Origin of the sequence: Ligilactobacillus hohenheimensis (assembly GCF_947381805.1) — a bacterium.
GTDB lineage: Bacteria > Bacillota > Bacilli > Lactobacillales > Lactobacillaceae > Ligilactobacillus > Ligilactobacillus hohenheimensis.
On sequence record NZ_CANCXC010000001.1, the window covers coordinates 223,635 to 249,391 of the forward strand.

Consider the following 25,757-nt stretch of genomic DNA (forward strand, 5'->3'; position numbering starts at 1 on the left):
AAACGGGGACCTAAGAGCGAAAAACGGGCTATGTTATAATGAAGCGGAGAGTTTAAACGGGAGGAGGAACAGCGATGGTAAATAAAGTGCTAATTTGTGGTGGCGATGCGGTAACGACAGCGTTTGTTCGGTCGTGTATCCAGAGTGACCTCCGGTACAATTGTACGTGGTTTCTCCCCGAAGACGGGTCCATTAATGCGGCCACCGTTGACGCGTTGTTAAGCGACACGCTTTTTGCAAACCGGTTTGTGCTTGATAAGAGTGCGGCACCAACGTATGCCGACTATGAGGTCTTATTAATCGCGCCGCCCGCGGATGATGCTGATGATGCAACCAACATTGCCTGGTTACAGCAGATTCTTAACGCGGCGATGGCGGCGGGGTTTAAGGGAAAGGTGTGCCTGGCGTTTAATAACGACTACCTCCCCGTCTACTTGGCACAGCATTTTTCAGGATTACGGCCGGAAAACATTATCGGGATTGGGACCCTCCCGGAGTCGCTGATTGTTAAGCAGCTTCTTAGCAAGCGGTTCCGGATTGAGCCGCGGAGTATCACGGTTAACGTGTACGGGATAACGTCTAATCCGTTTATTTGCTGGAGCCAAGCCCAGATTTCGGGCGTGCCGCTCCAGTCCTTTGTGGACGATGATAATGCGGTTTTTAACGCGGACCAGTTAACGGCAATTAGCCAACAATCCCAAAGCTTGGCCCAGTCTGCCCACGTGATTGCTGAAATTCGGGGATTGCAACTTATGCTCAACGCACTCGTGCTTGGTCGTGCCATTATTGCGCCGGTGACTCACATTGAAGAGATTACCCCCACCCCGAGTGCAATCAGTACGCCGGTTTTACTAGGAAACAACGGGATTACGGCGTTTACGATTCCAGCAATGACGACTGCCGAGGAACAGCAGTTGGCACAAATTAAGGCGGTGGTTACCCAGGCAATCGTGGCATATACGCAAAGGTAGGTGGAACGGATGAGTAAGCGAATGGTTGTAAATTACCCACTCTTTCCGGAATGGACGACTGCCGAAGTAATTACGGTAACCAATTTCTACGCCTTAGTGGAACAGTACTATGAACGGGGAGTAAACCGGGAGGACTTTTTGGTTGCTTACGCTGCCTTTCGGAGGGTTGAGCCAACGATTATGGCGCAAAAGCAGCTTGACCGGGCGTTTCAACAGGAAACGGGGTACAGCATCTACCGGGCGGTTAAGGACGCCCAGCAGCAAACAGCAAAAAGGATTAGGTATCGGGGTTGACGAAGAATGGAATTGGCAAAAATTGACAAACTTGTTTGTTCGTGGATGCAGCGGGTACGGGAGATCATTCTCACGGGGATGCAGTGCACGTTGACCGTTACGACTAAGACAAACCGCAACGACCTGGTGACTAACATGGACCGACAGGTGGAGCAGTTTTATCACCAGCAAATTAAAGAGGCCTTTCCGGCATCCGTGATTCTCGGCGAGGAGGCCAAGCACCACCCAGTACGAGTTCCGGAGCAGGGGATGCTGTGGGTGGTTGACCCCATTGACGGAACGATGAACTTTGTCCGGCAACAAACGGACTTTGCAACGATGATTGCACTTTTCATTAATGGACAGCTTGTTCGGGGGTATATCCTTGATGTTCCCCGTAATGAATTGTTTTGGGGTGGTCCAGGAGAAGCCGTCCACCGGAATAAACAGCAGCTTGCTTCCCCAGCAAACGTTGCGCTTAAAGACGGGTTGGTGCAGGTAAGTAATCGGTTCATTCTGAACGACTATGCACACAGTAAGGCGATAATTAATGCTAGTTCCGGGCTACGGGTGTTTGGCAGTGCGGGAGTTAGTTTTATTCACCTGTTAACGGGGCGGTGCGTTTTATATATGGCTAAGCTTAAACCGTGGGACTTTTTGCCGGGAGTAGCGTTGGCAATGGGTGCCGGCCTTCAGGTAGGGGTGCTCGCTAACCGTCCAACAAAGCTAGAAGCCACTTCGTTGGCAGTAACGACACCAGCAGCATGGCCGGAAATTCAACAAATAATGGACGGGGAATAATCCCCGTTTTTTGATGAAAACGTTCACGGTGTATTGAGTCCGGCGAACGAACAATGTAGAATTATACTGAGATGTTATGACGTCAATCGTCATTAAATAACGAAAGGAAGAGCAAGCTTGAAGTTACGTGATGATATTCGGAACGTCGCCATTATTGCCCACGTTGACCACGGGAAGACGACGCTTGTTAATGAAATGTTGAAGCAGTCCGATACCTTGGACGAGCATACGGAAATCGGTGATCGGGCCCTTGATTCGAACGCCCTTGAAAAGGAGCGGGGGATTACGATCCTTTCCAAGAACACGGCCGTTAAGTACAAGGACAAGCAGATTAACATCCTTGATACCCCAGGGCACGCTGACTTTGGTGGTGAAGTTGAGCGAATCATGAAGATGGTTGATGGGGTTTTGCTGGTTGTTGATGCCTTTGAAGGAACGATGCCGCAGACCCGGTTTGTGTTGAAGAAGGCGCTTGAACAGCACTTAACGCCAATTGTGGTGATTAATAAGATTGACCGGGAAGGTGCCCGGCCAGAAGAGGTTGTGGATGAAGTCCTTGACTTGTTCATTGAACTGGGTGCGGACGAAGACCAGTTAGAGTTCCCGGTAATCTACGCCTCAGCTGTTAATGGGACAACCTCAATGGATCCGGATCCGTCAACGCAGAAGCACACCATGGATCCGATTTTCGACACGATTCTGGACACGATTCCGGCGCCAGTTGATAATTCGGACGAACCGTTGCAGTTCCAGGTCGCAATGTTGGACTACAACGACTTCGTGGGGCGGGTCGGCATTGGCCGGGTCTTCCGCGGTAAGATTAAGGTCGGCGACCAGGTTACCGTTATGAAGTTAGACGGTACCCAGCAGAACTTCCGGGTAACGAAGTTATTCGGGTTCTTCGGGTTAAAGCGGCTGGAAATTAACGAAGCAAAGGCCGGCGACTTAATTGCTGTTTCTGGAATGGATGACATTTTCGTTGGGGAAACGGTCTGTCCGGTTGATCACCCCGAGGCACTTCCGGTTTTGCGGATTGACCCGCCAACACTGCAGATGACCTTCAAGACAAACGATTCGCCGTTTGTTGGCCGTGAAGGGGAAAACGTGACGGGCCGGAAGCTGGAAGACCGGCTAAAGCTGCAACTGCAAACGGACGTTTCCTTGCGGGTTGAGGATACGGAGCAACCTGACGAATGGGTTGTTTCTGGACGTGGTGAACTCCACCTGTCAATTTTAATTGAAACTCTTCGGCGTGAAGGATTTGAACTTGCTGTTTCCCGGCCAAAGGTTATTTACCGGGAAATCGATGGCCAGCTATGTGAACCGTTCGAAAGTGTGACGATTGACACGCCGGATGAGTACTCTGGTTCCGTGATTGATTCAATGGCCCAGCGGAAGGGTGAAATGACCAACATGGAAACCGGGGCAAACGGAACAACGCGGATTGAGTTTACTGCACCAACTCGGGGATTAATCGGGTACGATTCCCAGTTCTTGTCAATGACACGGGGCTACGGAATTTACAACCATACATTCTCCGAATACAAGCCGGTTATCCGCAACTGGGAACCTGGGCGGCGGAACGGTGCCCTGGTTTCAATTAATCAGGGAAAGGCCACAACCTACGCAATTATGGGGGTTGAAGGCCGCGGAACGATCTTTGTTGATCCAGGAACGGAAGTTTACGAAGGGATGATCGTGGGCGAGTCTTCCCGTGAACGGGACATTTCCGTCAACATTACTAAGGGGAAGAACCTGACAAATGTCCGGGCGGCCGCTAAGGATCAGACGGCTACGATTAAGAAGCCGACCCACCTTTCACTGGAAGAATCTCTTGAATTCCTGAACGAAGATGAGTTGCTTGAAATTACGCCGGAAAGCATTCGGTTACGGAAGAAGATTCTGCAGACAAACATGCGGGAAAAGGCCGCTAAGCAGGCTAAAAAAGCGACGAGCGATAAGAAGTAACCGGCATGTTTGCTGGGAAGAGGAGGCTGTGACAAAAGTCGCAGCCTCCTTCTTCTTTCAACATAATCCGGTGCTACTCCTAACGATTCCGTATGCTATAATTAGCAGAAGTAGCGGTCGTTTGACTGCTGGACTAGGACAACAAAGAGAGTTGAAATAATCGATGAACAACTTTGAAACGATGCGGGCCAATATCCGGGCCAAATTTCAGTATTTTGATTATTATTTGTTTATTCCCTATATCATTTTGTGTTTGATTGGGGTCATCATGGTGTATTCAGCCAGCTCGGTTGACCTGACTTATATGGGGATGGCAACGACGGCGTATATGGATAAGCAGCTAATTTACGTTGTAATGGGGGTTCTATTACTTGCATTAATGGTGCACCTCAATCCCCGCTTCTGGGTTAACCAGAAGATGATTAACATTGGGTACTGGGTTGTGCTTGGGTTGCTGGTGTTTGCAAAGCTTTTATCACGGGCGGTCAACGGGGCGAATGGCTGGATTAATCTGGGAATCATTAATATTCAGCCGTCAGAGTTATGTAAGCTCTACCTCATCATGTATCTATCTTATTGGTTTACCAAGCGACAGAAGAAGTTACAGCTTGGGTTAGAACCAGTTAATATGAGGCGGCTGTATCTCAAAGTTGGGTTACTTTTATTTGTCATCTTGATTGAACCCGATTTCGGGGGAACAATCATTAACTTTATGATTGTAATCGCAATTTATAGTGCCAGTTTAAGTGACTCCAAACAGGGACTAAAGGTGCTAGGTAGTGTGTTAGCGTTAATGTTTGTTGGAATGCAGCTCTTCCGGTTCGATTGGTTTGTTCGGATTATTAAGGCGATTCCTAAAATTGGGTACGTTGCGGCTCGTTTTCAGGCACAGTTTACGCCGTTTAAGCTGATTCAGAGTAGTGGGAAACAGTTGGTTAATTCCCTGTATGCGATCAGTAACGGTGGAATGTTTGGGTTGGGGCTCGGAAATGGGATCCAGAAACGGGGATACCTTCCTGAACCGCACACTGATTTCATCCTTGCGGTAATTGCAGAGGAACTTGGAGCGGTCGGCGTGCTGATTGTTTTAGGGTTACTTGCATGGATTATTGCCCGGATCTTCTTAATTGGGATTCGTTCGAAAACCAGGTACAACACGCTGTTCTGCTATGGCGTTGGAATGTTTATGCTCGTCGAAACTCTGTTCAACGTTGGGGCGGTAAACGGTCTCCTTCCAATTACGGGGGTGACGTTACCGTTTGTTTCGTACGGGGGATCGAGTATGTTGGTTCTGTCGATGGCCCTGGGAATGGTAATGAACATTTCTGCAAATGAACGGCGGGATAACGAAGTCGATCTCGCTCGGTATATCAAATAGGATTTAAGGTTAATGGAGGGGACGATTGCATGACACTTTCGGTTCCACAACGACAGGGGATAATTGTGTATTTTCGGAATATGCGGCAAGTGCGGCAATTACGGCGCTTTGGAACCGTACACTATGTTTCTTCGCGAATGCACTATGCGGTTTTGTATGTCAATCAGGATCAGGTTAATCAGACCGTTAACCGGTTAAAAAAGCAGCGCTTTGTGCGGCGAATTCAATTATCCGTTCAGCACGAGCTCCGTGCTGCGTTGGTTGATGGGGAAAAAGATCCCCTTGTTCCGGTAACGTTTTGGCCAACAGGGCAACGGGGGAGGAACCAGTAGTGCGAATTATTGCGGGCGAATACGGCGGTCGGCGGTTGAAGGCTGTTCCCGGAATGAAGACCCGGCCGACGACCGATAAGGTAAAGGAAGCAATGTTTAATATGATTGGCCCGTACTTTGACGGGGGGCAATCGTTGGATTTGTTTGCTGGCAGCGGGGGACTAAGTATTGAGGCTGTTTCCCGGGGGATAACGACGGCAACGTTGATTGATCACCAGTACCAGGCAATCAAAACGATTAAGGACAACATTGCCGTGACGAAGCACCCGGAACGATTTAATGTGTATAAAAACGATGCTTCTCGTGCAATTCAGGTGTTGGCGCGGAAAGGGGCGCAGTTTGATTTAGTCTTTTTTGACCCGCCCTACAAGCAACAACAGATTGTTAAGATGATGACGCAGCTCCAGGAGGAACACCTTCTCTCGCAAGCGGCAACGGTTGTATGTGAAACGAACCAGGAAGCAAATTTACCGCTTCAGTTTGCCGGGTTTACTGGTGTTAAACGGGCGAACTACGGCATAACACAGGTGACGATTTACCAGTTTGAGGAGGGATAGTCATGCGGGCGCTTTTTCCAGGGAGCTTTGATCCCATTACGGTGGGACATGTTGATTTGATTACGCGCGCAAGCCGTCTCTTTTCTTCGGTAATGGTAGTGGTAGCCGATAACCCCGCTAAGCCGGGATGGCTGCCCGTTACCCAGCGGATTGCATTGGTAAAAAAAGCGACCGCGGCACTGCCTAACGTTACGGTGACCGCAACGGATGCGTTAACGGTGACGTTTGCCCGGGAGAATGGTGCACAGGTAATTGTACGGGGGACCCGGAATACGCAGGACGACGAGTTTGAACGAAACCTAGCAGCGGTTAATTATCACCTCGATCCCACAATTGAAACGGTTCTTCTTCCAAGTAAACCAGAATTAGCGTTCGTTTCGTCAAGTACGGTGCGTGAAATTGTTCGGTTCGGGGGCGATCCAAAAGAGCTAGTTCCACCGGTTGTTGCGGCGGCCTTAGAGAGGATGCGGGATAATGAGTGAAAAGATTAAACAACGGCGCAGTATCTTTACGTGGATATGTGCCGTTGTAATGGTAATTATTTTTCTAGTAGTTCCGGTTCCCCGGTATGTTGAGTTTCCGGGAGCAGCGCAAAACGTTGCGCAGTACGTTCACGTTGATAGTCATAAGAAACACCCCCACGGTTCGCTAATGCTGGTGTACGTCAGCATGCTCCGGGCGACACCGATGACCTATACGTTGAGTTACCTTTCACCGTTTACCGAGCGGGAGACGAGTCAGAGTGTCCTTGCGGGAAACAATAATGCGCAGTTTAACCGGGTACAGCAGTATTACATGAGCGATGCGGTGAATGAAGCCAAATACGTATCGTTGCGGCTTGCCCATCTTCCGGTGCGACAACGGTACATTGGAATTTACGTCATGCAGGTGATGAAGCAGTCGAAGTTTAACGGTAAGCTGCGCGTTGGGGATACGGTTACCGCTGTGAACGGCCACCACTATTCTAACGCAACGGCCTTTCAGCGGGCTCTGGGCGACCAGCGGGTTGGCCAGAGGGTGACGATTACATACCTGCGTAACGGGAAAAAGCACCAGGTAACTGGGCCGGTCATTAAGCTCCCGGGGACTTCTAGGACAGGGCTGGGAATTGAGCTGGCTAACCGGTCAACGGTTCAAACGCCCATTAAGATTAAGGCCGATATGGGCCGTATTGGGGGACCGTCAGCGGGCATGATGTTAACCCTTGAAATGTATCAGCAATTAACGGGGAAAGACCTCACGCGGGGTCGGCGAATTGCTGGAACCGGAACGATTAGTGCGAGTGGTGCAGTTGGCGACATTGGTGGCGTTGATAAAAAGGTTGTCGCAGCAAGTCGTGCAGGGGCACAGATTTTCTTTGTTCCTGATAACCCAACACCAGCAGTGGTAAAACGGCTTGACCCCCATGTTCAGAATAACTACCAGGAAGCACGGGCGATGGCGCGTAAGATTCGGACGCCGATGAAGATTGTTCCCGTTAGAAATGTTCGGGATGCGATCCGGTATTTGGATCATCATTAAAAAAAGACGGAATTTCATCTTTGTTGATGAGATTCCGTCTTTTTATCCCTAGTTATAAGGTGAGGGGGTGATGATCAATGACGGAATTATGGGAACGACTTATTGATTTTTTTGAGCGTTTTCGCTTAGTTATTTACACTCTTTTCCTTGTTATTGGGGTAGTTGTGTTTGGGGTGGTTAAATGGAACAGTGAAACAAAGAAGGCAGTCCCCGAACCATTAGCAACAACCCAGGTTTCGACTAAGGAGACGCCCGGTCGTTCCCACGCATTAAAAAAACGAGTGGATTGTGTAGTTGATGTTGAGGGGGCGGTTAATTCTCCGGGGGTTGTTCGTCTTATGAGTGGGCAACGGGTGGTCAATGCGATTGCCCGTGCTGGTGGGATGAACGACCAAGCAGATAGCGTTCGGGTGAACCTCGCAAAGAAAATTAGTGATCAAATGATGGTGTACGTTCCCCGAAAGGGCGAAAAGAATAGTCCGGCTACTGGTGACTTAACGACGGCAAATTCCGCTAGCGAAGCACCGCCAGTTAACCTGAATAGCGCAACCGCTGAACAGTTAATGACAGTCGATGGAATCGGGGCGAAAAAGGCCCAAAAAATTATCCAATTCAGGGAAGAACACGGCCCGTTTACTAAGGTGGGCGATCTTCAGCGGGTTGGAGGATTTGGCCCTAAATCAATCAGTGCATTAACGCCGCGCCTTACGGTGGAGGGTTAAATAATTTCAATGAGGTGTATACTAGCACCAAGAAGATTATGAAGGGGCGATTAATGATGGCGGAACGAATTCCGTGGGATCAATATTTTATGTTGCAGGCTGTCTTGTTATCTTCTAGAAGCACGTGTAAACGACTGTCAGTTGGAGCAATTTTAGTCCGTGATCATCGGATTATTGCGGGTGGTTATAATGGTTCGGTTGTGGGGGATACCCACTGCATTGATGACGATTGCTACCTTGTTGATGGGCACTGTCAACGGACTATTCACGCGGAAATGAACGCTGTCCTTCAGTGCGCTAAGTTCGGTGTACGGACTGACGGGGCTGACATTTATGTAACTGATTTTCCGTGTCTTCAGTGTACAAAGATGCTGTTGCAGGCGGGAATTAACCGAATTTTTTACCTGCGGAACTACCATAACGATCCGTACGCAATGCGGCTTTTATCCTTAAAGAAAGTTGCCGTTAATCAGGTTCAAGTAGATATGCACTATTTAGAAACTGTATTAGCGGATAAGGGATTAACCGATTAATTATCGTGCGCAGCAGCTGATAATTGTTGGTTGTGTTGATGTTATCCTTCTTGCTTGGATATTAATTCGGTGGTCCTGGTTAGGGTTAATTCTTCTGGGATTATGGCAAGTCCGGATTCTATTTATGCGGCGGTTAAGCATATTAGTTTGGTCAGTGGGATGGCTTCTTATTGGAGGGTTTACCATTAACCAGCGGACGCACCAGCAACAGCTGATGCGGTTAGCGAATCCACATAGGATAACGCAAAATCATGTCGTCGTATCAGGCGATGAGATTACCCAGAGAGGAAAAATGATTACTTTCACGGGATGGTGGCAGGAAGGACATCAGCGCATCAAGGGAAGGATTAGTCAACAAGGCCATAATATAGCCTCCGATAAGAAATATACTGTTGTTTTTGATGGGACGGCTCAGGCAGTTGCCGCTCCAACAAACGAAGTCCAACGGGACTGGCGTCTTGAAGCGCAAGCACAGGGGATTGTGAACGACATTAAAATTGAGCGGTGCCGTTTCATTCCTACTTCCTTAAAGGCAGGGATAGATTATGTTAAGGCGTTTCGGGGGACGTTAATTAGGCGTTGTCGCCACCTTAATGAACCACTTAGATGGTTTGCATTAGCGTTATTAACAGGAAAGCTTGAAAACACCGAATTAACGGATCAGGTTCGGCAATTAGGAATGCTGTATTTGTTCTGCTTGTCGGGATACCATGTTTTTTTGATTCGGTGGTTAGTTAGCAGGTTAGTACGGATATTAGGAGGAACACCGCAGTGGGAAAGGTGGCTTTTTCTTGGCGGATTACCCCTCTGGGTAGTAATTGGTGGTAGTAGTCCTGGATTAGTGCGGGCGGCCCTGATGGTTTTTCTGACGGACATTGTTTATTGGAAAGGACGACGGGTGTTCAATGGAGTCACAAGCTGGGCGGTGGTTTTAGCCGGAAATATTCTCTGGTCACCAGCGATTATTTTTCAGATGGGAGTTCAGTTAAGTTACCTGTTAACGTTGGGACTAATTATTTTCGCTGAGTCGCATTTGAGGATCTTTCGCCTAAATATGGCTCTTAATGCTTTGGGATTGCCGTTAATCCTGTGGCACACTTTCCAGTTCAACCTATTAACGGTCCCGCTTGCTGTTATTGGAACGGTGGTTTTTAATCTGATAATTGTTCCAGTAACTGTCCTCGGGGTAGTATTTCCTGGTTTTCAGGGGGATCTTAACGCAATCCTGAAACTGATTGCCGCTGGAATTAGTTTTCTCAGCACGCTCCCGACCATTATTACGGTTGGACGGCCAGCAGTAATATTTTGTGTGGGGTGGATAGTTAGTTGTTTGCGGTGGCCCCCTGAACGGTGGAGACGGTACGTGCTTCTCGGAAGTTGCCTATTAATTCAGTGGTTAGTTATCCGAGCGCCCTTATCAGACGAAATCGTTTATTTCGATGTTGGTCAGGGAGACTGTAGCCTAATCAGGAATGAAACTAGTCATACCATTACGCTGATTGATACTGGCGGCCGGCTTTTTAGATCCCATCACTGGCAAGGAACGCCAGAAATTCAGGCGGTGGGTGACTACCTATTAAGTCGGGGAATTGATCAGATTGACCAGTTAATTTTAACGCATAAGGATACGGATCATATTGGTAATTTTCCGGCACTAAGTCACCGAATTAAAATTCGCAAGCTTTTTGTTCCTGCGGGGATGGAACGCCAATCCCGTTTTAGGGCAGAAGAACGGCAGGCAATGCTTGATTCTACCCGCTTGATTCCACTAACAACGCATAATGCTACACAGTTACGGGGGATGACGGTTTTATGGCCTCCTACGCAGGGTAGTGGGGATAATTCAGCATCAATTACGGTAGTGACTGATTTTCATGGAATAAAGTGTTGGTTTAGTGGTGATTTGGGACAGTCGCAGGAGCGGAAAATCATTCAAACCTATCCAACCCTGCGGATTGATGTTTTAAAGTGTGGGCACCACGGAAGTAAAACGGCAACCAGTCCTAAATTGGTTGCCAAAACCCATCCGCGCTTAGCAATCATCTCAGTTGGTAAAAATAACCGGTACGGTCATCCCGCACCAGCAACCCTTAAAACGTTAGCGCAGTATCGGGTGCCAGTCTTTATGACGAGTCATGACGGCATGGTAAAGCTTGAATGGCGATGGTTAAACAGGGTAGAATTTAAAACGGTAGTTACTCGAAGGAGGGGAATTTGTGGATAGCGAACAATTACAAAAAAATATTAAAAGTGGAACCGTAGCGCCGGTGTATCTCATTACTGGTAACGAGCAATATCAGATTGATGAGCTGCATCAGCTGTTTGCTTCCCTAATTCCTCCTGAAGAGCAGGGGTTTAACCTTGCACAGTATGATATGGCGACAACGCCAATTGAGGAGGCGGTTGCCGCTGCCCGGGATTTACCTTTTATGGGTGAACGGCGGGTAATTATTGCTAACCGGGCAGATTTTCTAGCCGCTAATGGAACGAAATTAAAGATTGAGCATAACGTAACTGAATTAAAGGAATACGTTACTAACCCCGAACCAACATCGGTGCTCGTCATTTTTGTTCCAGCGCCTAAGCTTGATGGGCGTAAGAAGGTCGTTAAGGCTTTGAAGAAGGCGGCTGTTGTTGTGGAAACTGAGCAGTTAAATGCGGGAGCTCTCCGTCAGAGAATCGATAGTTTTCTCAAGCAAAACAATGCGACATTTGCCGACCAACAAGTTAGACAGTTATTTATGAATCGGGTTGGAAATGAGCTAACAACGGTAATGGCTGGCCTTACTAAGTTGGTTTTGCTTGCGCGAAGTAATGATGGGGTAATTACCCAAAACGCCGTAACGGGGATGATTCCAGCCAACCTCGAAGAGAACGTTTTCGATTTAACCGATGCGGTTCTTCGGGGACAGGGGGGGAATGCACTCCAAATTTACCAAAATCTAATTGCTCAGCGGGAAGAACCTGTGCGCATCAATGCGGTTTTACTCGGACAGTTTCGGTTGCTTCTGCAGGTTGCAATTCTTAAACGGAATGGATATGACCAGGGAAGTATCGTTAAGACGCTCAAGGTTCACCCGTACAGGGTTAAACTTGCCCTTCAGCATGTTAGTCATCTGCCCTTTAAGGGATTGATTCGGGGATACCATGAACTCTTAACAATCGATGAGCGTCTTAAAACAACACAACAGGATCCAGAATTATTATTTCAAATGTTTTTAATGCGGGTAATTCCTGTTCAATCAAAGTAAGTATGATATAAAAGATGAGCGTGACGAAAGTAATAACCGTTGAATTGGATAACGTAATTCGAAGGTTTCTGTACTTTTATCGCGCTCATTGTTTGAAAATGGGGTATTTAAGAACAGTAAGAAAGGCTGGAACTCGTGTCCCAGCCTTTCTTACGTCATATAAACAACGGAGATGATTCGTGCGAACCATCTCCGTTTAAGTTATGGTCATTACTTTGCAAGGCGAGCAGCCATCCGTGACTTGTCACGGGCAGCCTTGTTAGCCTTAATCAGGCCCTTAGCCTTGGCAGAATCAACCGCTGAAACAGCAGCCTTAAAGAGTTCCTCTTTGTTATCTGCATTTGCTACAACGGCCTTGTCGAACTTCTTAACAGCCGTCCGCATAGCGCTTAACTGCTGTGCGTTCCGAGCATTCGCCTGTTCGTTTACCTTAACCCGCTTAATAGCTGACTTAATGATTGGCATGGTGTCACCTCCGCTTACGCGATAATTACGATAATAAATATCATGAAAATTCAACAGGAACTATTATACAAGAGGCGTCATGGTAATGCAATGTTTATTCCGAGAAGATATTGTTCGGCGAGGATTAATAAAACCATTTGCAATTACCAGCTTTTTTCGATAGACTAATGAGGTGCGATAGCACAGACCCTGACTTAGTTTACCGCTAACTCACCGACGCTTTACTCGGTTAAGGGTTTCATTAACATAGAAAGGTGGGAACAGCTTTATGGCTATTTCACAGGAAAAGAAAAACGAAATTATGAAGAAGTACGCCCGGCATGAGGGTGATACTGGTTCTGCTGAGGTTCAGATTGCTGTCTTAACTGCAGACATCAACGAACTGAACGAACACATTCGGAACCACAAGAAGGATTATGCTTCTCAGCGGGGACTGATGAAGAAGATTGGTCACCGGCGGAACTTATTAGCATACCTGCGGAAGACTGATATTCAGCGGTACCGTGAATTAATCAAGAGCCTTGGTTTACGGCGGTAATTAATCAGTTTTTCTGGTTAGAATGGACCATGACAATTGTCGTGGTCCATTTTTTATTAAGGAGAACGCCGCAGATTGTGAGAACGGGCTTTTTGGAGGCTTCGTGTTTCAGAATTCACGTGGTATAATCGGTAATTAGATATTGGATGAACGAAATAAAGTAAGATATAAAATGAGGTGGAACCATGAGTAAGGTTAAGATCATTCCACTTGGCGGTGTTCGCGAAAACGCTAAAAACATGTACGTTGTTGAGGTCGGAAATGAGCTCTTCATTTGCGACTGTGGGTTAAAGTATCCTGAAGGGGATTTGTTGGGAATTGACAGTGTTATTCCTGACTTCAGTTATTTGCGCGAAAACGCTCAGCGGATTGTAGGGGTCTTTTTGACGCACGGTCATGCTGACGCAATTGGGGCGTTACCGTACTTTGTGAGTGAGTTTAACGTTCCTGTTTTTGGATCAGAGTTAACGATTGCCCTCGCTAAACTGTACTGCAAGGGCGTGGCTAAGGCGAAGAAATTTAACGATTTTCATGTCATTGATGATCAAACTGAGATTGATTTTAAGAACGCGACGGTGTCGTTCTTTCAAACAACACATTCAATTCCAGAGTCGTTAGGAATTGCCATTAAAACTGACCAGGGGAACGTGGTTTACACTGGTGATTTTCGCTTTGACCAAGCAGCTGGAACGGGATACAAGACAAATTTTGCCCGGATTGCGGAAATCGGGGGCGAGGGGGTCCTTGCACTCTTAAGTGATTCAGCAAATGCCGAGAATACTAAACCAACGCTGAATGAGCAGGAGGTTTATGAGCGTCTACGGGAACCGTTCGAGTACCATAAGGGGCGGATTATTGTTGCCTCAATTTCATCAAATATTCTGCGGATCCAGCAGATTTTTAATGCGGCAGCTGCGAGCGAGCGGAAGGTTGTGTTGACCGGCCACCGGGTTGAGGAAATTATTCGAACAGTAATTAAGTGTGGTAAGTTACGGTTACCGGACGATGACCTATTAATTAATGTTAATGAAATCGATAAGTACGATGATCAGCAACTTGTTATTTTAGAAACTGGTTTGTCAGGGGAACCACTGAAGTCGCTTCAACGAATGGCTCAGGGCAGAAATAAACGCATTGGGTTACACGAAGGGGACCTTGTTTTTATTACAACAACCCCGGCACATGCCGTAGAAACAATGCTGGCCCGTACCAAGGATATGATTTACCGGGCGGGCGCCGATGTGTTGGCATTAGCGGACGAGTATAACACTGCGGGGCACGCAACCCGTGCTGATTTACAGTTGTTAATGAACCTGTTAAAGCCTAAGTATGTTTTCCCCGTTCAGGGAGAATACCGGTTATTGGCTGAAAACGCGCGGAGTGCGGTTGAAATCGGGATTCCAGAGGATCACGTGGCAATTCTTTCTCGCGGCGATGTAGCTGAGTATGAACGCGGGAAGTTTGTGGTGGCATCATCGGTTGAAGCAGGTGACACCATGATTGATGGCAGTGGCGTTGGCGACATTGGAAACATTGTTTTGCGGGACCGGAAAGTTTTGTCGGAGGACGGAATCTTTATTGCGGTGGTTACAATCGATCAAAAACACCGGCGAATCATCGATTCTCCCCAGATTACGTCACGGGGATTCGTTTATGTTAAGGCAAGCAAAGAGTTGATTAATAAGAGCGTTGCGCTTGTCCGGCAGGTTGTTCAAGCTAACTTAGATAATAAGAACCTTGATTGGAGTCACCTTAAACAGGATATTCGTGAAAAATTAGGGCATTATCTTTACGAGCAGACCCACCGTCATCCGGTGATTTTACCGGTTATTATGGAGATCAACCAGCACCATGGACGGCGTCGACGGAAAGATTCCCGTTCAGAGAAGGAAAATTAACAAAGCAATTAGCAGGTTAGCTAGGCCATGATGTGAAAAATGACAACGGCTATCCTGTTTTTTTAGGCTCTTTGTCAAATCCTGTTGATGAAGAGATTACGTCGCCTATTTTTAGGCGACGTTTTTTGGTATCTTCGCATTCTCAAGCAACATAATTCGGCGGATAAGCTGATCGTAATTGCGGAAACCGTATGCCACCCGTTGGAGCTGTTTAATTTTCCGAATCGTGCCCTCCAAAGCACCATTTGAGTACGGCGAACATGCGCCATTAATGACATACTGGTAATTATGTTTTAGACTTCGTAAAACACCCTGCATTTGGGGGCCGACGTGGTGCGTTTGGTTTAAGCACGCCGCGAGGCGCTGGTGGTCACGCTGCCGTAAAGCATGGTTAATCTCCTGCATAACATCGTAAGTATTACTTAGCTGTTCGTTAAGTTGAAGGCCATTATTAACGTGTTCTACGGGCGACATCCATTGTTGAAGATGGACATCATAGTAATTGTGCGTACTTAACTGATCACTGGCAATCAAATACTGTTTCCAGCCAAACTTGAGGTACTTGTAGGCCTGCGAATGCGGGTCAAAGTCTTTAGTAATCTGCGCACGTAGTTGATTAAAAGCCCGGTTAACCATTTGGCAGAGATGAAAACGATCCAGAACAATCATCGCATGTGGAAAAAGACGCTTAATAATCGTTTGATAATGGTAGTTGAGGTCGAGCGTAATCGTTTGAACCCGAGCGCGTTCAGCCGCTGAGAAGCCGTTAAAGTAATTCAAGAGTGACCGTTGGTCGCGTTGACCCAGAATTTGATAAATCCGATGGGTATCGTTATCTAAACAGATAAAATGTAGCTGGTGGCCAACGCCGCGAAACTCATCGAAGGCTAAGTTTACTGGTAAACCGGCTTGTTTGACTTGCGGAAAGGCAGTGACGGTCGCTAATTCACGGGCCACTGTACTGGGGGAGACCCCTGTATCTGCCGCAATCTCTGTCATTGCCAATTGACGGGTTAACTTAATCCGCACCTTCTGTTTAACGACATTACTGATATGACAATGACGATCAACAAGCGGTGTCGTGGCCATCATCGTGGCGTGACATTGTTGGCAACGTAATCGTTCTTTGCGTAAATCAAGATAAACTGGCCGCGAAGCGTCCACCGTCAGGTATGGTATTGACACGCGAGCACTTCCGTTGTGAACGAGCGTTGAAAAGCCACATGATGAACAACGTTTAGCTGTCGCTTTAAGGGTGCCATAATAGACTTTCACTCGTCGGCTATGTCGTAGTTCTGTTTTATAACCAGTAAAAACAATATTATTGTCTTCAATATCGAGCGCAAAGTGGATATAATCGTTAATGGAGTTCATAGTATCAAGTCCTTTGTTTGGGTATTGGTGGATTTTGGGTACTATGGCTCTTTTTTATTGGTCATAATACTCAAAAATCCTGTTGATATAGTTTAACATTTAACCATATCAACAGGATTTAGTGTAGAGCCTTTTTTTATGGGGGGATTACTAATGCCAGTGGATGACATGAAGGCGGGAATTCAAGCGCTAACCGAAGGGCGGTACCGAAAGGCGGTAGAACTGTTAACGGCTTGTTATCAAAAAAATGCTACTTTTCGGGTGAATTATCTTCTGACACAGGCACTCGCTAAAGCAGACGATTATGTGGCAGCCTATGCAACTGCTAAGGATTATCCGCAGGAATACTTGGAAAATGACGATTACTTCGTCCAGTACATTGAGTGTGGTTGCCGGGCAGGGGCGGTGCTTGAAATTGCAATGCTACTTACGGGAATTAGCCGATATTTGTCTGTCACCGAAAAAGAACGGTTTCGCGGTGTAATCAAGCAGACGACGGCGCAGTATTGGAAGGATCAATCTGCGACGGCAACCCAGGTGATGAATCAATTAGCTCACTGTGGTGGAGAAGGGGTGCTAACCCAACGGCAACGGGTCAAGGCGTCCGCCGCGCTTGTTCCCCAACAGTTCGTGGAGGCTAGCCGGCTTCCGTTAATTGATCCGGCGGTTCATCCGCTTGTGCGGGCAACCTTAATGGATGATTTACGGCGGTTAGCTGTTTCTCATCCAGTGATGATGCAACCGTTAATGGGTCCCCCTCAGGAAGTTGTTCCTGGGGAGCTTAAAGCACTTGACGATATATCAGTTGTCCGCCATTATCGGAAAGAAATCGTTGAGTGTAGGAGTGAAGAACCACTCGCTCTTCGGTTACAACGGTATGCCGAGGTGCGGTTGAAGCTAATGGTTTTATATCCCTTTCAGGATGATGTAATTGACGACGTAGAACGGTGGCAATTAATTCTCCTGAATCAGCAGGACAAACTTTCAGCGTTAGAACAGGAGAAGGCCCACCTCTTGGAAAAAACCATTCAACAGTGGCGGGTATAGAAAATTCGTGAGGAAGTATTTACAAATAAAGGATGCCTCTATATAATCAACTACGGAATTCTTCTTGCGGAGGAGTGGAGCGGAGTTTTCGTTGCATTCTAAGTAGGAAGTAGTATAATAAATACTAAAGTAATTATCGGCTTTTGCGCGGGTAATTCTTGTAAAATTACAGGAGGTTCGTATAATGGCTAAAGAACATTACGAAAGAACAAAACCCCATGTAAACATCGGTACGATTGGCCACGTTGACCATGGGAAGACGACTTTGACGGCTGCGATCACGAAGGTGCTGTCAGAAAAGGGTCTGGCTCAGGCTGAAGACTACGCTGACATCGATGCAGCTCCTGAAGAAAAGGAACGTGGTATCACGATCAACACCGCCCACGTTGAATACGAGACGGAAAAGCGGCACTACGCCCACATCGATGCCCCAGGGCACGCTGACTACGTTAAGAACATGATCACTGGTGCCGCTCAGATGGATGGCGCCATCCTGGTTGTTGCTGCTACTGATGGTCCAATGCCGCAGACGCGTGAACACATCCTGCTTGCTCGTCAGGTTGGTGTTGAATACATCGTTGTTTACCTCAACAAGACTGACTTAGTCGACGACGACGAACTGTTAGACTTAGTTGAAATGGAAGTTCGTGACCTTCTTAGCGAATATGACTTCCCTGGTGACGACATTCCGGTTATCCGTGGTTCAGCTCTGAAGGCCCTTGAGGGTGACGAGAAGGAACAGGAAACGATCATGAAGTTAATGGATACCATTGACGAGTACATTCCAACACCGGAACGTCCAACGGACAAGCCATTCTTAATGCCTGTTGAAGATGTCTTCACGATTACTGGTCGTGGGACGGTTGCTTCAGGCCGTATCGACCGTGGGACCGTTAAGGTCGGTGACGAGGTTGAAATCATCGGTTTAACGGACAAGGTTCTTAAGACGACGATTACGGGTGTTGAAATGTTCCGGAAGACCCTTGATGTTGGGGAAGCCGGAGACAACATTGGTGCCCTTCTTCGTGGGATTGACCACGACCAGGTTGAACGTGGACAGGTGCTTGCAGCTCCTGGTTCAATCCAGACGCACACCAAGTTCAAGGGTGAAGTTTACGTGCTGACGAAGGAAGAAGGAGGTCGGCACACGCCGTTCTTCTCAAACTACCGTCCTCAGTTCTACTTCCACACGACGGACGTTACGGGTGTTATCGAACTGCCAGAAGGGGTAGAAATGGTTATGCCTGGGGATAACGTTACGTTCAGTGTTGAACTGATCAAGCCTGTTGCTCTTGAAAAAGGAACGAAGTTCACGGTTCGTGAAGGTGGCCGGACTGTTGGTGCCGGTGTGGTTTCAGAAATCGTTGAATAATATTGGCTTAACGGCTATGAAAAGGGGTTGTGACTACGGTTACGACCTCTTTTTTATTGTAGGAATCATTTACTTTTTTTCGTGGGTACGGTAAACTGATTAAGTATGCAAGTAGCTTATTATTTGCGAATTAATTGCTCGGAGGTAGGACAATGTCTGTTAAATGGGAAAAAGAAGACGGTACAAATAACGGGAAGTTAACTTTCGAAATTGCACCGGAAAAAATAAAGGAAGGGTTGGACATCGCGTTCAACCGCGTAAAGAAGAATCTGAATGTGCCAGGTTTCCGGAAGGGCCGGGTACCACGGCAGATCTTTAACCGGATGTACGGTGAAGAAGCACTTTACCAGGATGCGCTCAATGCTTTACTTCCAAATGCATATGCTGATGCTGTTCAGGAAGCCGGAATTAAGCCGGTTGCTCAGCCAGAAGTAAACATTGAATCAATGGAAAAGGACGCAGCGTGGGTTCTGAGCGCTAAGGTGACCGTTGAACCAGAGGTTGAACTTGGCCAGTACAAGAACCTGGAAGTTACCCCGCACCCAACCCGTGTTCTTAAAGCAGATGTTGAAGCCGAATTAGAGCGGCGGCGTCAACAGCAGGCGGAGCTCGTTTTAAAGGAAGACCAGCCTGCTGAAAAGGGTGACACCGTTGTGATTGATTTTGACGGTAAGGTTGACGGCGAATCGTTTGAAGGCGGCAAGGCAGACAACTACTCCCTTGAATTAGGTTCAAACACCTTTATCCCTGGCTTTGAAGACCAGTTAATTGGTCACAAGGCCGGCGACAAGGTTGAAGTTAAGGTAACGTTCCCGGACGATTACCAGGCTAAGGATCTCCAAGGCAAGGACGCCGTCTTTGAAACGGAAATCCACGAAGTTAAGGAGAAGGAATTACCAGAACTTGACGATGAGTTTGCCAAGGACGTTGATGAAGACGTTGATTCTCTTGAAGAATTAAAGGCAAAGATCAAGGACGAGCTCAAGGAGCAGAAGGTTCAGGCTGCACGGGAAGCTATCCAGGACGAGGCAATTGATGAAGCAGTTGCAAACGCCAAAATTGGTGACATCCCAGAACAGATGATTGAGGATGACGTTCAGCGGCAAATGGACCAGTACTTCGCTGGAATGCAGCAGCAGGGTGTTACTCCGGACATGTACTTCAAGCTGACGGGCACTTCCGAAGAAGAAATGCGCAAGAACCTGCGGGAAGGTGCCGAAAAGCGGGTTAAGACCAACCTTGTTCTGGAAGCAATCGTTGCTGAAGAAAAGATTGACCCGTCAGAAGACGAAATCAATGATGAGTTGAAGAACCTTGCAGATCAGTACGACATGGATGTTAAGGCCGTTCGTTCTGCGCTTTCAGATGACATGTTAAAGCATGATATTGCCATCCGGAAGGTTGTTGATGAAATCACGGACTCTGCTAAGCAGACCAAGAAGGAATCAAAGGACGACAAGAAGTCAAAGTAACTCTTTACGAGGAACTTTGACGATTGACCCCGTAGAGGAATTAAGCCTTTACGGGGTTTTGTGTATGAACGAAGAAATCCAGTGAATGATGGGTTGTTCGGATAGCACCTGAAGGCCTTTTTTGCTAGAATAAAAGGGAAGTTTAACCAGGGGAGAGGTTTGTTGATGCAAGAAGATAAGGAGAATACAAAGACAGTTGCGACCTGTTCTTTCTGTGGTAAGACCGAAGATCAGGTTGAAAGCATGATCTCTGGCCCGGGGGTTTTCATTTGTAATGAATGCGTTGCGCTTGCACAGGCAATTATTACGGATGAGCGAAAGGCCCAGACGAAGGAAGAGTTAGGGCGGATTCCAACGCCCCGGGAGATCGTTGCTTTCCTTGATCAGTACGTCATTGGTCAAACTGAAACGAAAAAGACCCTTGCAGTTGCTGTTTATAATCACTATAAGCGGATTAATGCGGCTCTGGATGCTGATGATAATGACACTGAACTCCAAAAAAGTAATATTTGTTTAGTAGGACCAACGGGTTCAGGAAAAACCTTTATGGCTCAAAACTTAGCGCGAATGTTAAACGTTCCGTTTGCAATTGCTGATGCAACGACGCTAACTGAGGCGGGGTATGTTGGGGAAGACGTTGAAAATATTCTACTGAAGCTTCTCCAGAACGCCGATTACGACGTTGAGCGCGCCCAACACGGCATTATCTACATTGACGAAATTGATAAGATTGCGAAGAAGAGCGAGAACGTTTCGATTACGCGGGATGTATCGGGTGAAGGGGTCCAACAGGCCCTGTTAAAAATTCTGGAAGGAACCATCGCTAACGTTCCGCCGCAGGGAGGCCGGAAACACCCGCAGCAGGAATTTATCCAGGTAGATACAACCAACATCCTCTTTATTGTTGGGGGGGCGTTTGATGGCATTGAAACAATTGTCAAAAACCGGCTAGGAGATAAGACAATTGGGTTTGGAACGGACTCTAAGAATCAGCTGGATGATTCCAAGAGTATCATGCAGCAGGTGATTCCGGAGGATCTCCTGAAATTTGGGTTGATTCCTGAATTTATTGGGCGGTTGCCAATTTTAACGGCCCTTGAAAAGTTAACGCAGGATGACTTAGTGCGGATCCTTAAGGAGCCAAAGAATGCGCTAGTCAAGCAGTACCAACGGTTGCTTGAACTTGACGGGGTTAAGTTGAAGTTTGATGATGACGCATTGCAGGAGATGGCCCACCAGGCAATTGAGCGGAATACCGGTGCCCGGGGATTGCGGGCAATCATTGAAGCGACGATGCGGGACGTGATGTACGATATTCCAAGCCATGATGACATTACGCAGGTTACAATTACGCGGGACACTGTGCTTGGTAAAAAAGGCCCCGCAATTAAGCGGAAGAAAGAAAAAACAACAAGTAAAACCACAACGAAGGACTAGGAGGCCGTTTTAATGGATAAACCACAAATTGGTGTTGTAGGAATGGCAGTGATGGGGAAGAACCTCGCGCTTAACATTGAAGATAAGGGGTACACCGTTGCCGTATATGATTGGGACTCAAATTACACAAAGAAGGCAATGGCGGATCATCCGGATAAACGGTTTGTTCCAAGTTACTCAATCGAGGATTTTGTTAACTCACTCGAACGGCCACGCAAGATTTTGATGATGGTTAAGGCGGGTGCGCCAACGGATTCCACCATTCATAACCTGTTACCTTACCTGGATAAGGGGGACATTTTAATTGATGGGGGGAACACCTTCTTTAAGGATACGATCCGGCGGAACAAGGAACTGGACAATTCTGGCATCAATTTTATCGGAATGGGAACTTCTGGTGGCCAAAAGGGCGCCCTTCATGGCCCTTCCCTGATGCCTGGTGGGCAGCGGGAAGCCTACGACTTGGTTGCGCCAATTCTTAAGCAGATTGCTGCTAAGGCGGATGATGGGGAACCATGTGTTACGTATATTGGACCTAACGGGGCAGGGCACTATGTTAAGATGGTGCACAACGGAATTGAGTACGGCGATATGGAATTAATCGCTGAAAGCTACAATATCATGCGGAACCTGTTAGGGATGAGTGTTGCGGAAATTGCTGACGTCTTTAATGACTGGCGGGACTCAGAGCTTAATAGTTACCTGATTGATATTACGGCAAAGATTTTGACTTGTCCGGATGACTTAGATACTGGCAAGCCGGTGATTGACGTTATCCTAGACCGAGCAGGAAACAAGGGAACCGGCAAGTGGAGTTCCCAGAGTGCGCTGGAATTAGGGGTACCGCAGTCCTTAATCACTGAATCAGTTTACGCCCGGTACATTTCTGCAATGAAGGACGAACGGGTAACGGCAAGTAAGCAGCTTGCGGCTCCAGCCAAGTTTGATGTGAGTGGCCTAGATAAGAAGCAGGTCATTGATCAGTTGCGGCAGGCGCTCTACTTCAGCAAGATTATGAGTTACGCGCAGGGCTTTGAACAAATTCGGGTTGCTTCGGAGCACTATGACTGGAATATTAATTACGGTAATTTAGCGAAGATTTGGCGGAACGGTTGCATTATTCGGGCTCAGTTCCTCCAGAAGATTACCGATGCGTTTGCCCGCGATGCTCAGTTGAAAAACCTGTTGCTTGATCCGTACTTTACGAAGATCGCTGCTGATTACCAGCAGGCGGCCCGGAAGATTGCGACACTGGCTGTTCAAGCGGGAGTGCCGTGTCCGGGATACACAGCTGCAATTACGTACTATGACCAGTACCGGTCAGCAGTTCTCCCAGCCAACATGATTCAGGCGCAACGGGACTACTTCGGGGCACACACGTACGAGCGGAACGATCGGGAAGGGACGTTCCATTATAAGTGGTACCACGAAGAGTAATGGTATTTTCTTAGACTAATACAGGATCCTCCGCTTTGTTATCTCATCTGTCTTATAGGAGATAGCGGGCGGGGGATTTGCTTATTAATGATGTTATGAATTTACTAATAACAATGGTAAAATAGGCGATGACAATGGATAATACGGGTTCATTAGAACCTAATAGGAGTGATAGAATGAGCCGGATTTTAATTATTGAGGATGAAAAAAACCTTGCCCGGTTTGTTGAACTGGAACTACAACATGAAGGTTATGAAACGGCCGCATGTAAGAACGGGCGGGAAGGACTGGAGATGGCCCTAAATGAGGACTGGGACGCTATTTTACTTGACTTAATGCTCCCAGAATTAAACGGATTGGAAGTCTGCCGGCGGATTCGCCAGGTAAAGACGACCCCGATTATTATGATGACGGCCCGGGATTCAGTCATTGACCGCGTTTCAGGGTTGGACCATGGTGCGGATGACTACATTGTCAAGCCGTTTGCGATTGAAGAGCTGTTAGCACGGTTGCGGGCGGTTCTTCGGCGGGTCAAGCTGGAAAGTGCTCAAAACGAAAACCAGCAGACGTTAGTTAAGTTTAAGGACCTCACGATTGAAAAGGAGAACCGGATTGTGCGTCGCGGGGATGAGGTCATCGAATTAACTAAGCGGGAATACGAACTGCTGCTCGTTTTGATGGAAAACGTCAACGTTGTTCTGGCACGGGATGTACTCCTACGGAAGGTATGGGGCTACGAAAGTCAGATTGAAACGAACGTTGTCGATGTTTATATTCGGTATCTCCGCAATAAGATTGACCGCCCGGGAGAGGATAGCTATATTCAGACTGTTCGGGGAACCGGATACGTAATGCGGTCGTAATGATGGCACACGTTGAAAATCAGCAAACCCCGCAACGGCGCTTTATATCAATCAAGGCGAAGTGGGCGGTCGGAACCGGGCTCGGCGTACTGGTGATTTTTGCCGTCTTTGCCCTGCTCCTCTTCCAAAGCTTCTCAAGTTTACTGCTGCGGGAACAGCGCCAAGAAACGCAGGCCGTAATGCAGACGGTCACCAGTCGGCTAGACACAACCACTGAAATGACCCCAGCAGCTGTGCGGACGGCTCTTGGGCGCCAACACCAAACGGGTAATTATCGTCATGATGTGTACTCAACCCTTGCCCAGCGGAATCTTTGTGCGACGGTGTACGCGCCAACGGGGCGGCAATTGTTTACAACGCATAAACCGGCAGTATCGTTTTACAAGCAGGCTCCCGAAGAACGGGTTAGCATGATTCGACACCATACTGTATTGACGTTAAAACGGTCCATTCGGGGAAAGGACGGTCGGTTGCGGGGATACGTGCAGGTTGAACGGCAGTTACAGGCGTATGATCAAACGCGCATTCGGCTAGCAATTACGTTTTTAATCTTAGGGGTGACCGCTGCGTTTGCGAGTGCCTTATTGGCTTACGGACTAGCGGCGTGGTTTATTCGCCCCATCGATGCGATTAATACGACAATTGGTAAGATTAACGCTGATGATGAGGGCCAGGCTTTGGCCAACGTTCGCGTTCCGGTAATGCCAGCAAATGATGAACTCACGGAGCTTGCCGTGCTGTTTAATGATATGCTGAACAGGATGAACCGGTACGTTGAACAGCAGCAACAGTTCGTTGAGGATGTTTCCCATGAGCTCCGAACACCGGTAGCCATTATTCAAGGCCACTTGGACATGTTAAACAGGTGGGGAAAAGACGACCCTGAGATTCTCACGGAGTCAATTAGCGCGTCGTTACAGGAAATCAACCGGATGAAGAGCCTCGTCCAGGAGATGCTTGATCTAACCCGGGCTGAACAGATTGAGGTTCACTTTGGGGATGAGCTAACGGATGTCCGGGAAGTTGGAATTCAAACGTTTAATAACATTCAAATGATTCACCCGGACTTTGATTTCGTGCTGGACAACGAGCTAACCGGGCCAACGATGGTTAACATTTACCGGAATCATTTTGAACAGATTTTAATCATCTTACTGGATAACGCCGTGAAGTACTCCCAAAAGCGCAAGGAGGTTCATGTTTCCATGGACCGAGACGAACGAAGTGTGCAGGTTGTTGTTCAGGATTTTGGGGAAGGAATTGCTCCCGAAAACATTAAAAAGATATTTAACCGGTTTTACCGGGTGGATAAGGCGCGGAGTCGCGATAAGGGCGGTAACGGTCTGGGCTTGGCAATTGCTCAGCGGCTTGTTGAAGGGTATCACGGCGAAATTACCGTTGAAAGTGCTCCAGGCCATGGTTCTCTTTTCAGGATTACCCTTCCACTTGCTAAACCGAATAACGGGTAACTAATGGTGAAGATGAGAAACCAGTTTAGTTCTTATCTCCATCGAGTAATCTGCCCCTAACTAAATAACCGTGATGGA

General features: G+C 47.5%; 24 protein-coding genes. 22 read left to right on the forward strand and 2 right to left on the reverse strand.

Going from position 1 to position 25,757, the window contains the following annotated elements:
* Positions 1–74 precede the first annotated feature (74 nt).
* From QOR60_RS01165 to holA, 13 genes are all read left to right on the forward strand, one after another.
* Complete coding sequence (locus QOR60_RS01165) at positions 75–971, forward strand: Rossmann-fold NAD(P)-binding domain-containing protein (RefSeq protein ID WP_283581528.1); 897 nt, start codon at positions 75–77, stop codon at positions 969–971.
* 9 nt (positions 972–980) lie between these two features.
* Positions 981–1,265: a UPF0223 family protein gene (locus QOR60_RS01170; protein WP_283581529.1), complete on the forward strand. Its 285-nt coding sequence runs from the start codon at positions 981–983 to the stop codon at positions 1,263–1,265.
* Between the two features lie 6 nt (positions 1,266–1,271).
* Positions 1,272–2,045: an inositol monophosphatase family protein gene (locus tag QOR60_RS01175; RefSeq protein ID WP_283581530.1), complete on the forward strand. Its 774-nt coding sequence runs from the start codon at positions 1,272–1,274 to the stop codon at positions 2,043–2,045.
* A 117-nt stretch (positions 2,046–2,162) separates the two neighbouring features.
* Positions 2,163–4,013 (forward strand): translational GTPase TypA, encoded by a 1,851-nt coding sequence (gene typA, locus QOR60_RS01180; protein WP_283581531.1) that lies wholly within the window; start codon positions 2,163–2,165, stop codon positions 4,011–4,013.
* Between the two features lie 181 nt (positions 4,014–4,194).
* Positions 4,195–5,391: an FtsW/RodA/SpoVE family cell cycle protein gene (locus QOR60_RS01185; RefSeq protein ID WP_283581999.1), complete on the forward strand. Its 1,197-nt coding sequence runs from the start codon at positions 4,195–4,197 to the stop codon at positions 5,389–5,391.
* Positions 5,392–5,420: 29 nt separating this feature from the next.
* Complete coding sequence (locus tag QOR60_RS01190; protein WP_283581532.1) at positions 5,421–5,723, forward strand: YlbG family protein; 303 nt, start codon at positions 5,421–5,423, stop codon at positions 5,721–5,723.
* Entirely contained in the window at positions 5,723–6,280 is a 558-nt protein-coding gene (gene rsmD, locus QOR60_RS01195; RefSeq protein ID WP_283581533.1) for a 16S rRNA (guanine(966)-N(2))-methyltransferase RsmD, read from the forward strand. The genes QOR60_RS01190 and rsmD overlap by 1 nt, the downstream gene beginning before the upstream one ends.
* Positions 6,281–6,282: 2 nt before the next feature.
* Positions 6,283–6,762, forward strand: coding sequence for a pantetheine-phosphate adenylyltransferase (gene coaD, locus QOR60_RS01200; RefSeq protein ID WP_283581534.1), 480 nt, complete (start codon positions 6,283–6,285; stop codon positions 6,760–6,762).
* Positions 6,755–7,801, forward strand: coding sequence for a SepM family pheromone-processing serine protease (locus QOR60_RS01205; protein ID WP_283581535.1), 1,047 nt, complete (start codon positions 6,755–6,757; stop codon positions 7,799–7,801). The genes coaD and QOR60_RS01205 overlap by 8 nt, the downstream gene beginning before the upstream one ends.
* Positions 7,802–7,878: 77 nt before the next feature.
* Entirely contained in the window at positions 7,879–8,523 is a 645-nt protein-coding gene (locus QOR60_RS01210) for a helix-hairpin-helix domain-containing protein (protein ID WP_283581536.1), read from the forward strand.
* 53 nt (positions 8,524–8,576) lie between these two features.
* Positions 8,577–9,056, forward strand: coding sequence for a ComE operon protein 2 (locus QOR60_RS01215; protein ID WP_283581537.1), 480 nt, complete (start codon positions 8,577–8,579; stop codon positions 9,054–9,056).
* Between the two features lie 154 nt (positions 9,057–9,210).
* Positions 9,211–11,280, forward strand: a complete 2,070-nt coding sequence (locus tag QOR60_RS01220) for a ComEC/Rec2 family competence protein (protein WP_283581538.1) — start codon at positions 9,211–9,213, stop codon at positions 11,278–11,280.
* A complete protein-coding gene (gene holA / locus QOR60_RS01225) occupies positions 11,273–12,307 on the forward strand; it encodes a DNA polymerase III subunit delta (protein WP_283581539.1) in 1,035 nt (344 codons plus the stop codon). The genes QOR60_RS01220 and holA overlap by 8 nt, the downstream gene beginning before the upstream one ends.
* Before the next feature lie 210 nt (positions 12,308–12,517).
* On the opposite strand, the gene rpsT is transcribed toward holA, so the two are convergent.
* A complete protein-coding gene (gene rpsT, locus QOR60_RS01230) occupies positions 12,518–12,772 on the reverse strand; it encodes a 30S ribosomal protein S20 (protein ID WP_283581540.1) in 255 nt (84 codons plus the stop codon).
* Positions 12,773–13,040: 268 nt separating this feature from the next.
* Here rpsT and rpsO point away from each other — a divergent pair, with 268 nt between their 5' ends.
* Positions 13,041–13,310 (forward strand): 30S ribosomal protein S15, encoded by a 270-nt coding sequence (gene rpsO / locus QOR60_RS01235; protein ID WP_283581541.1) that lies wholly within the window; start codon positions 13,041–13,043, stop codon positions 13,308–13,310.
* 185 nt (positions 13,311–13,495) lie between these two features.
* The gene (locus QOR60_RS01240; protein ID WP_283581542.1) at positions 13,496–15,208 is read left to right on the forward strand and encodes a ribonuclease J; all 1,713 of its coding nucleotides are present in this window, start codon (positions 13,496–13,498) and stop codon (positions 15,206–15,208) included.
* A 111-nt stretch (positions 15,209–15,319) separates the two neighbouring features.
* Here the strand turns inward: QOR60_RS01240 and QOR60_RS01245 are convergent, their stop codons facing one another.
* Positions 15,320–16,582: an ISL3 family transposase gene (locus tag QOR60_RS01245; protein WP_283581543.1), complete on the reverse strand. Its 1,263-nt coding sequence runs from the start codon at positions 16,580–16,582 to the stop codon at positions 15,320–15,322.
* Between the two features lie 153 nt (positions 16,583–16,735).
* Between QOR60_RS01245 and QOR60_RS01250 the strand changes: the two genes are divergently transcribed.
* The 7 genes from QOR60_RS01250 to QOR60_RS01280 all read left to right on the forward strand — a co-directional run bounded on the left by QOR60_RS01250 (position 16,736) and on the right by QOR60_RS01280 (position 25,679).
* Positions 16,736–17,629 carry a hypothetical protein gene (locus tag QOR60_RS01250; RefSeq protein WP_283581544.1) on the forward strand — a complete coding sequence of 298 codons (894 nt, stop codon included), beginning with the start codon at positions 16,736–16,738 and terminating at the stop codon, positions 17,627–17,629.
* Positions 17,630–17,813: 184 nt separating this feature from the next.
* Entirely contained in the window at positions 17,814–19,001 is a 1,188-nt protein-coding gene (gene tuf, locus QOR60_RS01255; protein WP_283581545.1) for an elongation factor Tu, read from the forward strand.
* 152 nt (positions 19,002–19,153) lie between these two features.
* Positions 19,154–20,473: a trigger factor gene (gene tig, locus QOR60_RS01260; protein ID WP_283581546.1), complete on the forward strand. Its 1,320-nt coding sequence runs from the start codon at positions 19,154–19,156 to the stop codon at positions 20,471–20,473.
* 165 nt (positions 20,474–20,638) lie between these two features.
* Positions 20,639–21,910, forward strand: coding sequence for an ATP-dependent Clp protease ATP-binding subunit ClpX (gene clpX / locus QOR60_RS01265; RefSeq protein WP_283581547.1), 1,272 nt, complete (start codon positions 20,639–20,641; stop codon positions 21,908–21,910).
* Positions 21,911–21,922: 12 nt separating this feature from the next.
* Positions 21,923–23,347: an NADP-dependent phosphogluconate dehydrogenase gene (gene gndA / locus QOR60_RS01270; protein WP_283581548.1), complete on the forward strand. Its 1,425-nt coding sequence runs from the start codon at positions 21,923–21,925 to the stop codon at positions 23,345–23,347.
* Between the two features lie 176 nt (positions 23,348–23,523).
* Positions 23,524–24,210 carry a response regulator transcription factor gene (locus tag QOR60_RS01275; protein WP_283581549.1) on the forward strand — a complete coding sequence of 229 codons (687 nt, stop codon included), beginning with the start codon at positions 23,524–23,526 and terminating at the stop codon, positions 24,208–24,210.
* A 2-nt stretch (positions 24,211–24,212) separates the two neighbouring features.
* The gene (locus QOR60_RS01280) at positions 24,213–25,679 is read left to right on the forward strand and encodes a HAMP domain-containing sensor histidine kinase (RefSeq protein ID WP_283581550.1); all 1,467 of its coding nucleotides are present in this window, start codon (positions 24,213–24,215) and stop codon (positions 25,677–25,679) included.
* The last annotated feature ends 78 nt before the right edge of the window (positions 25,680–25,757 follow it).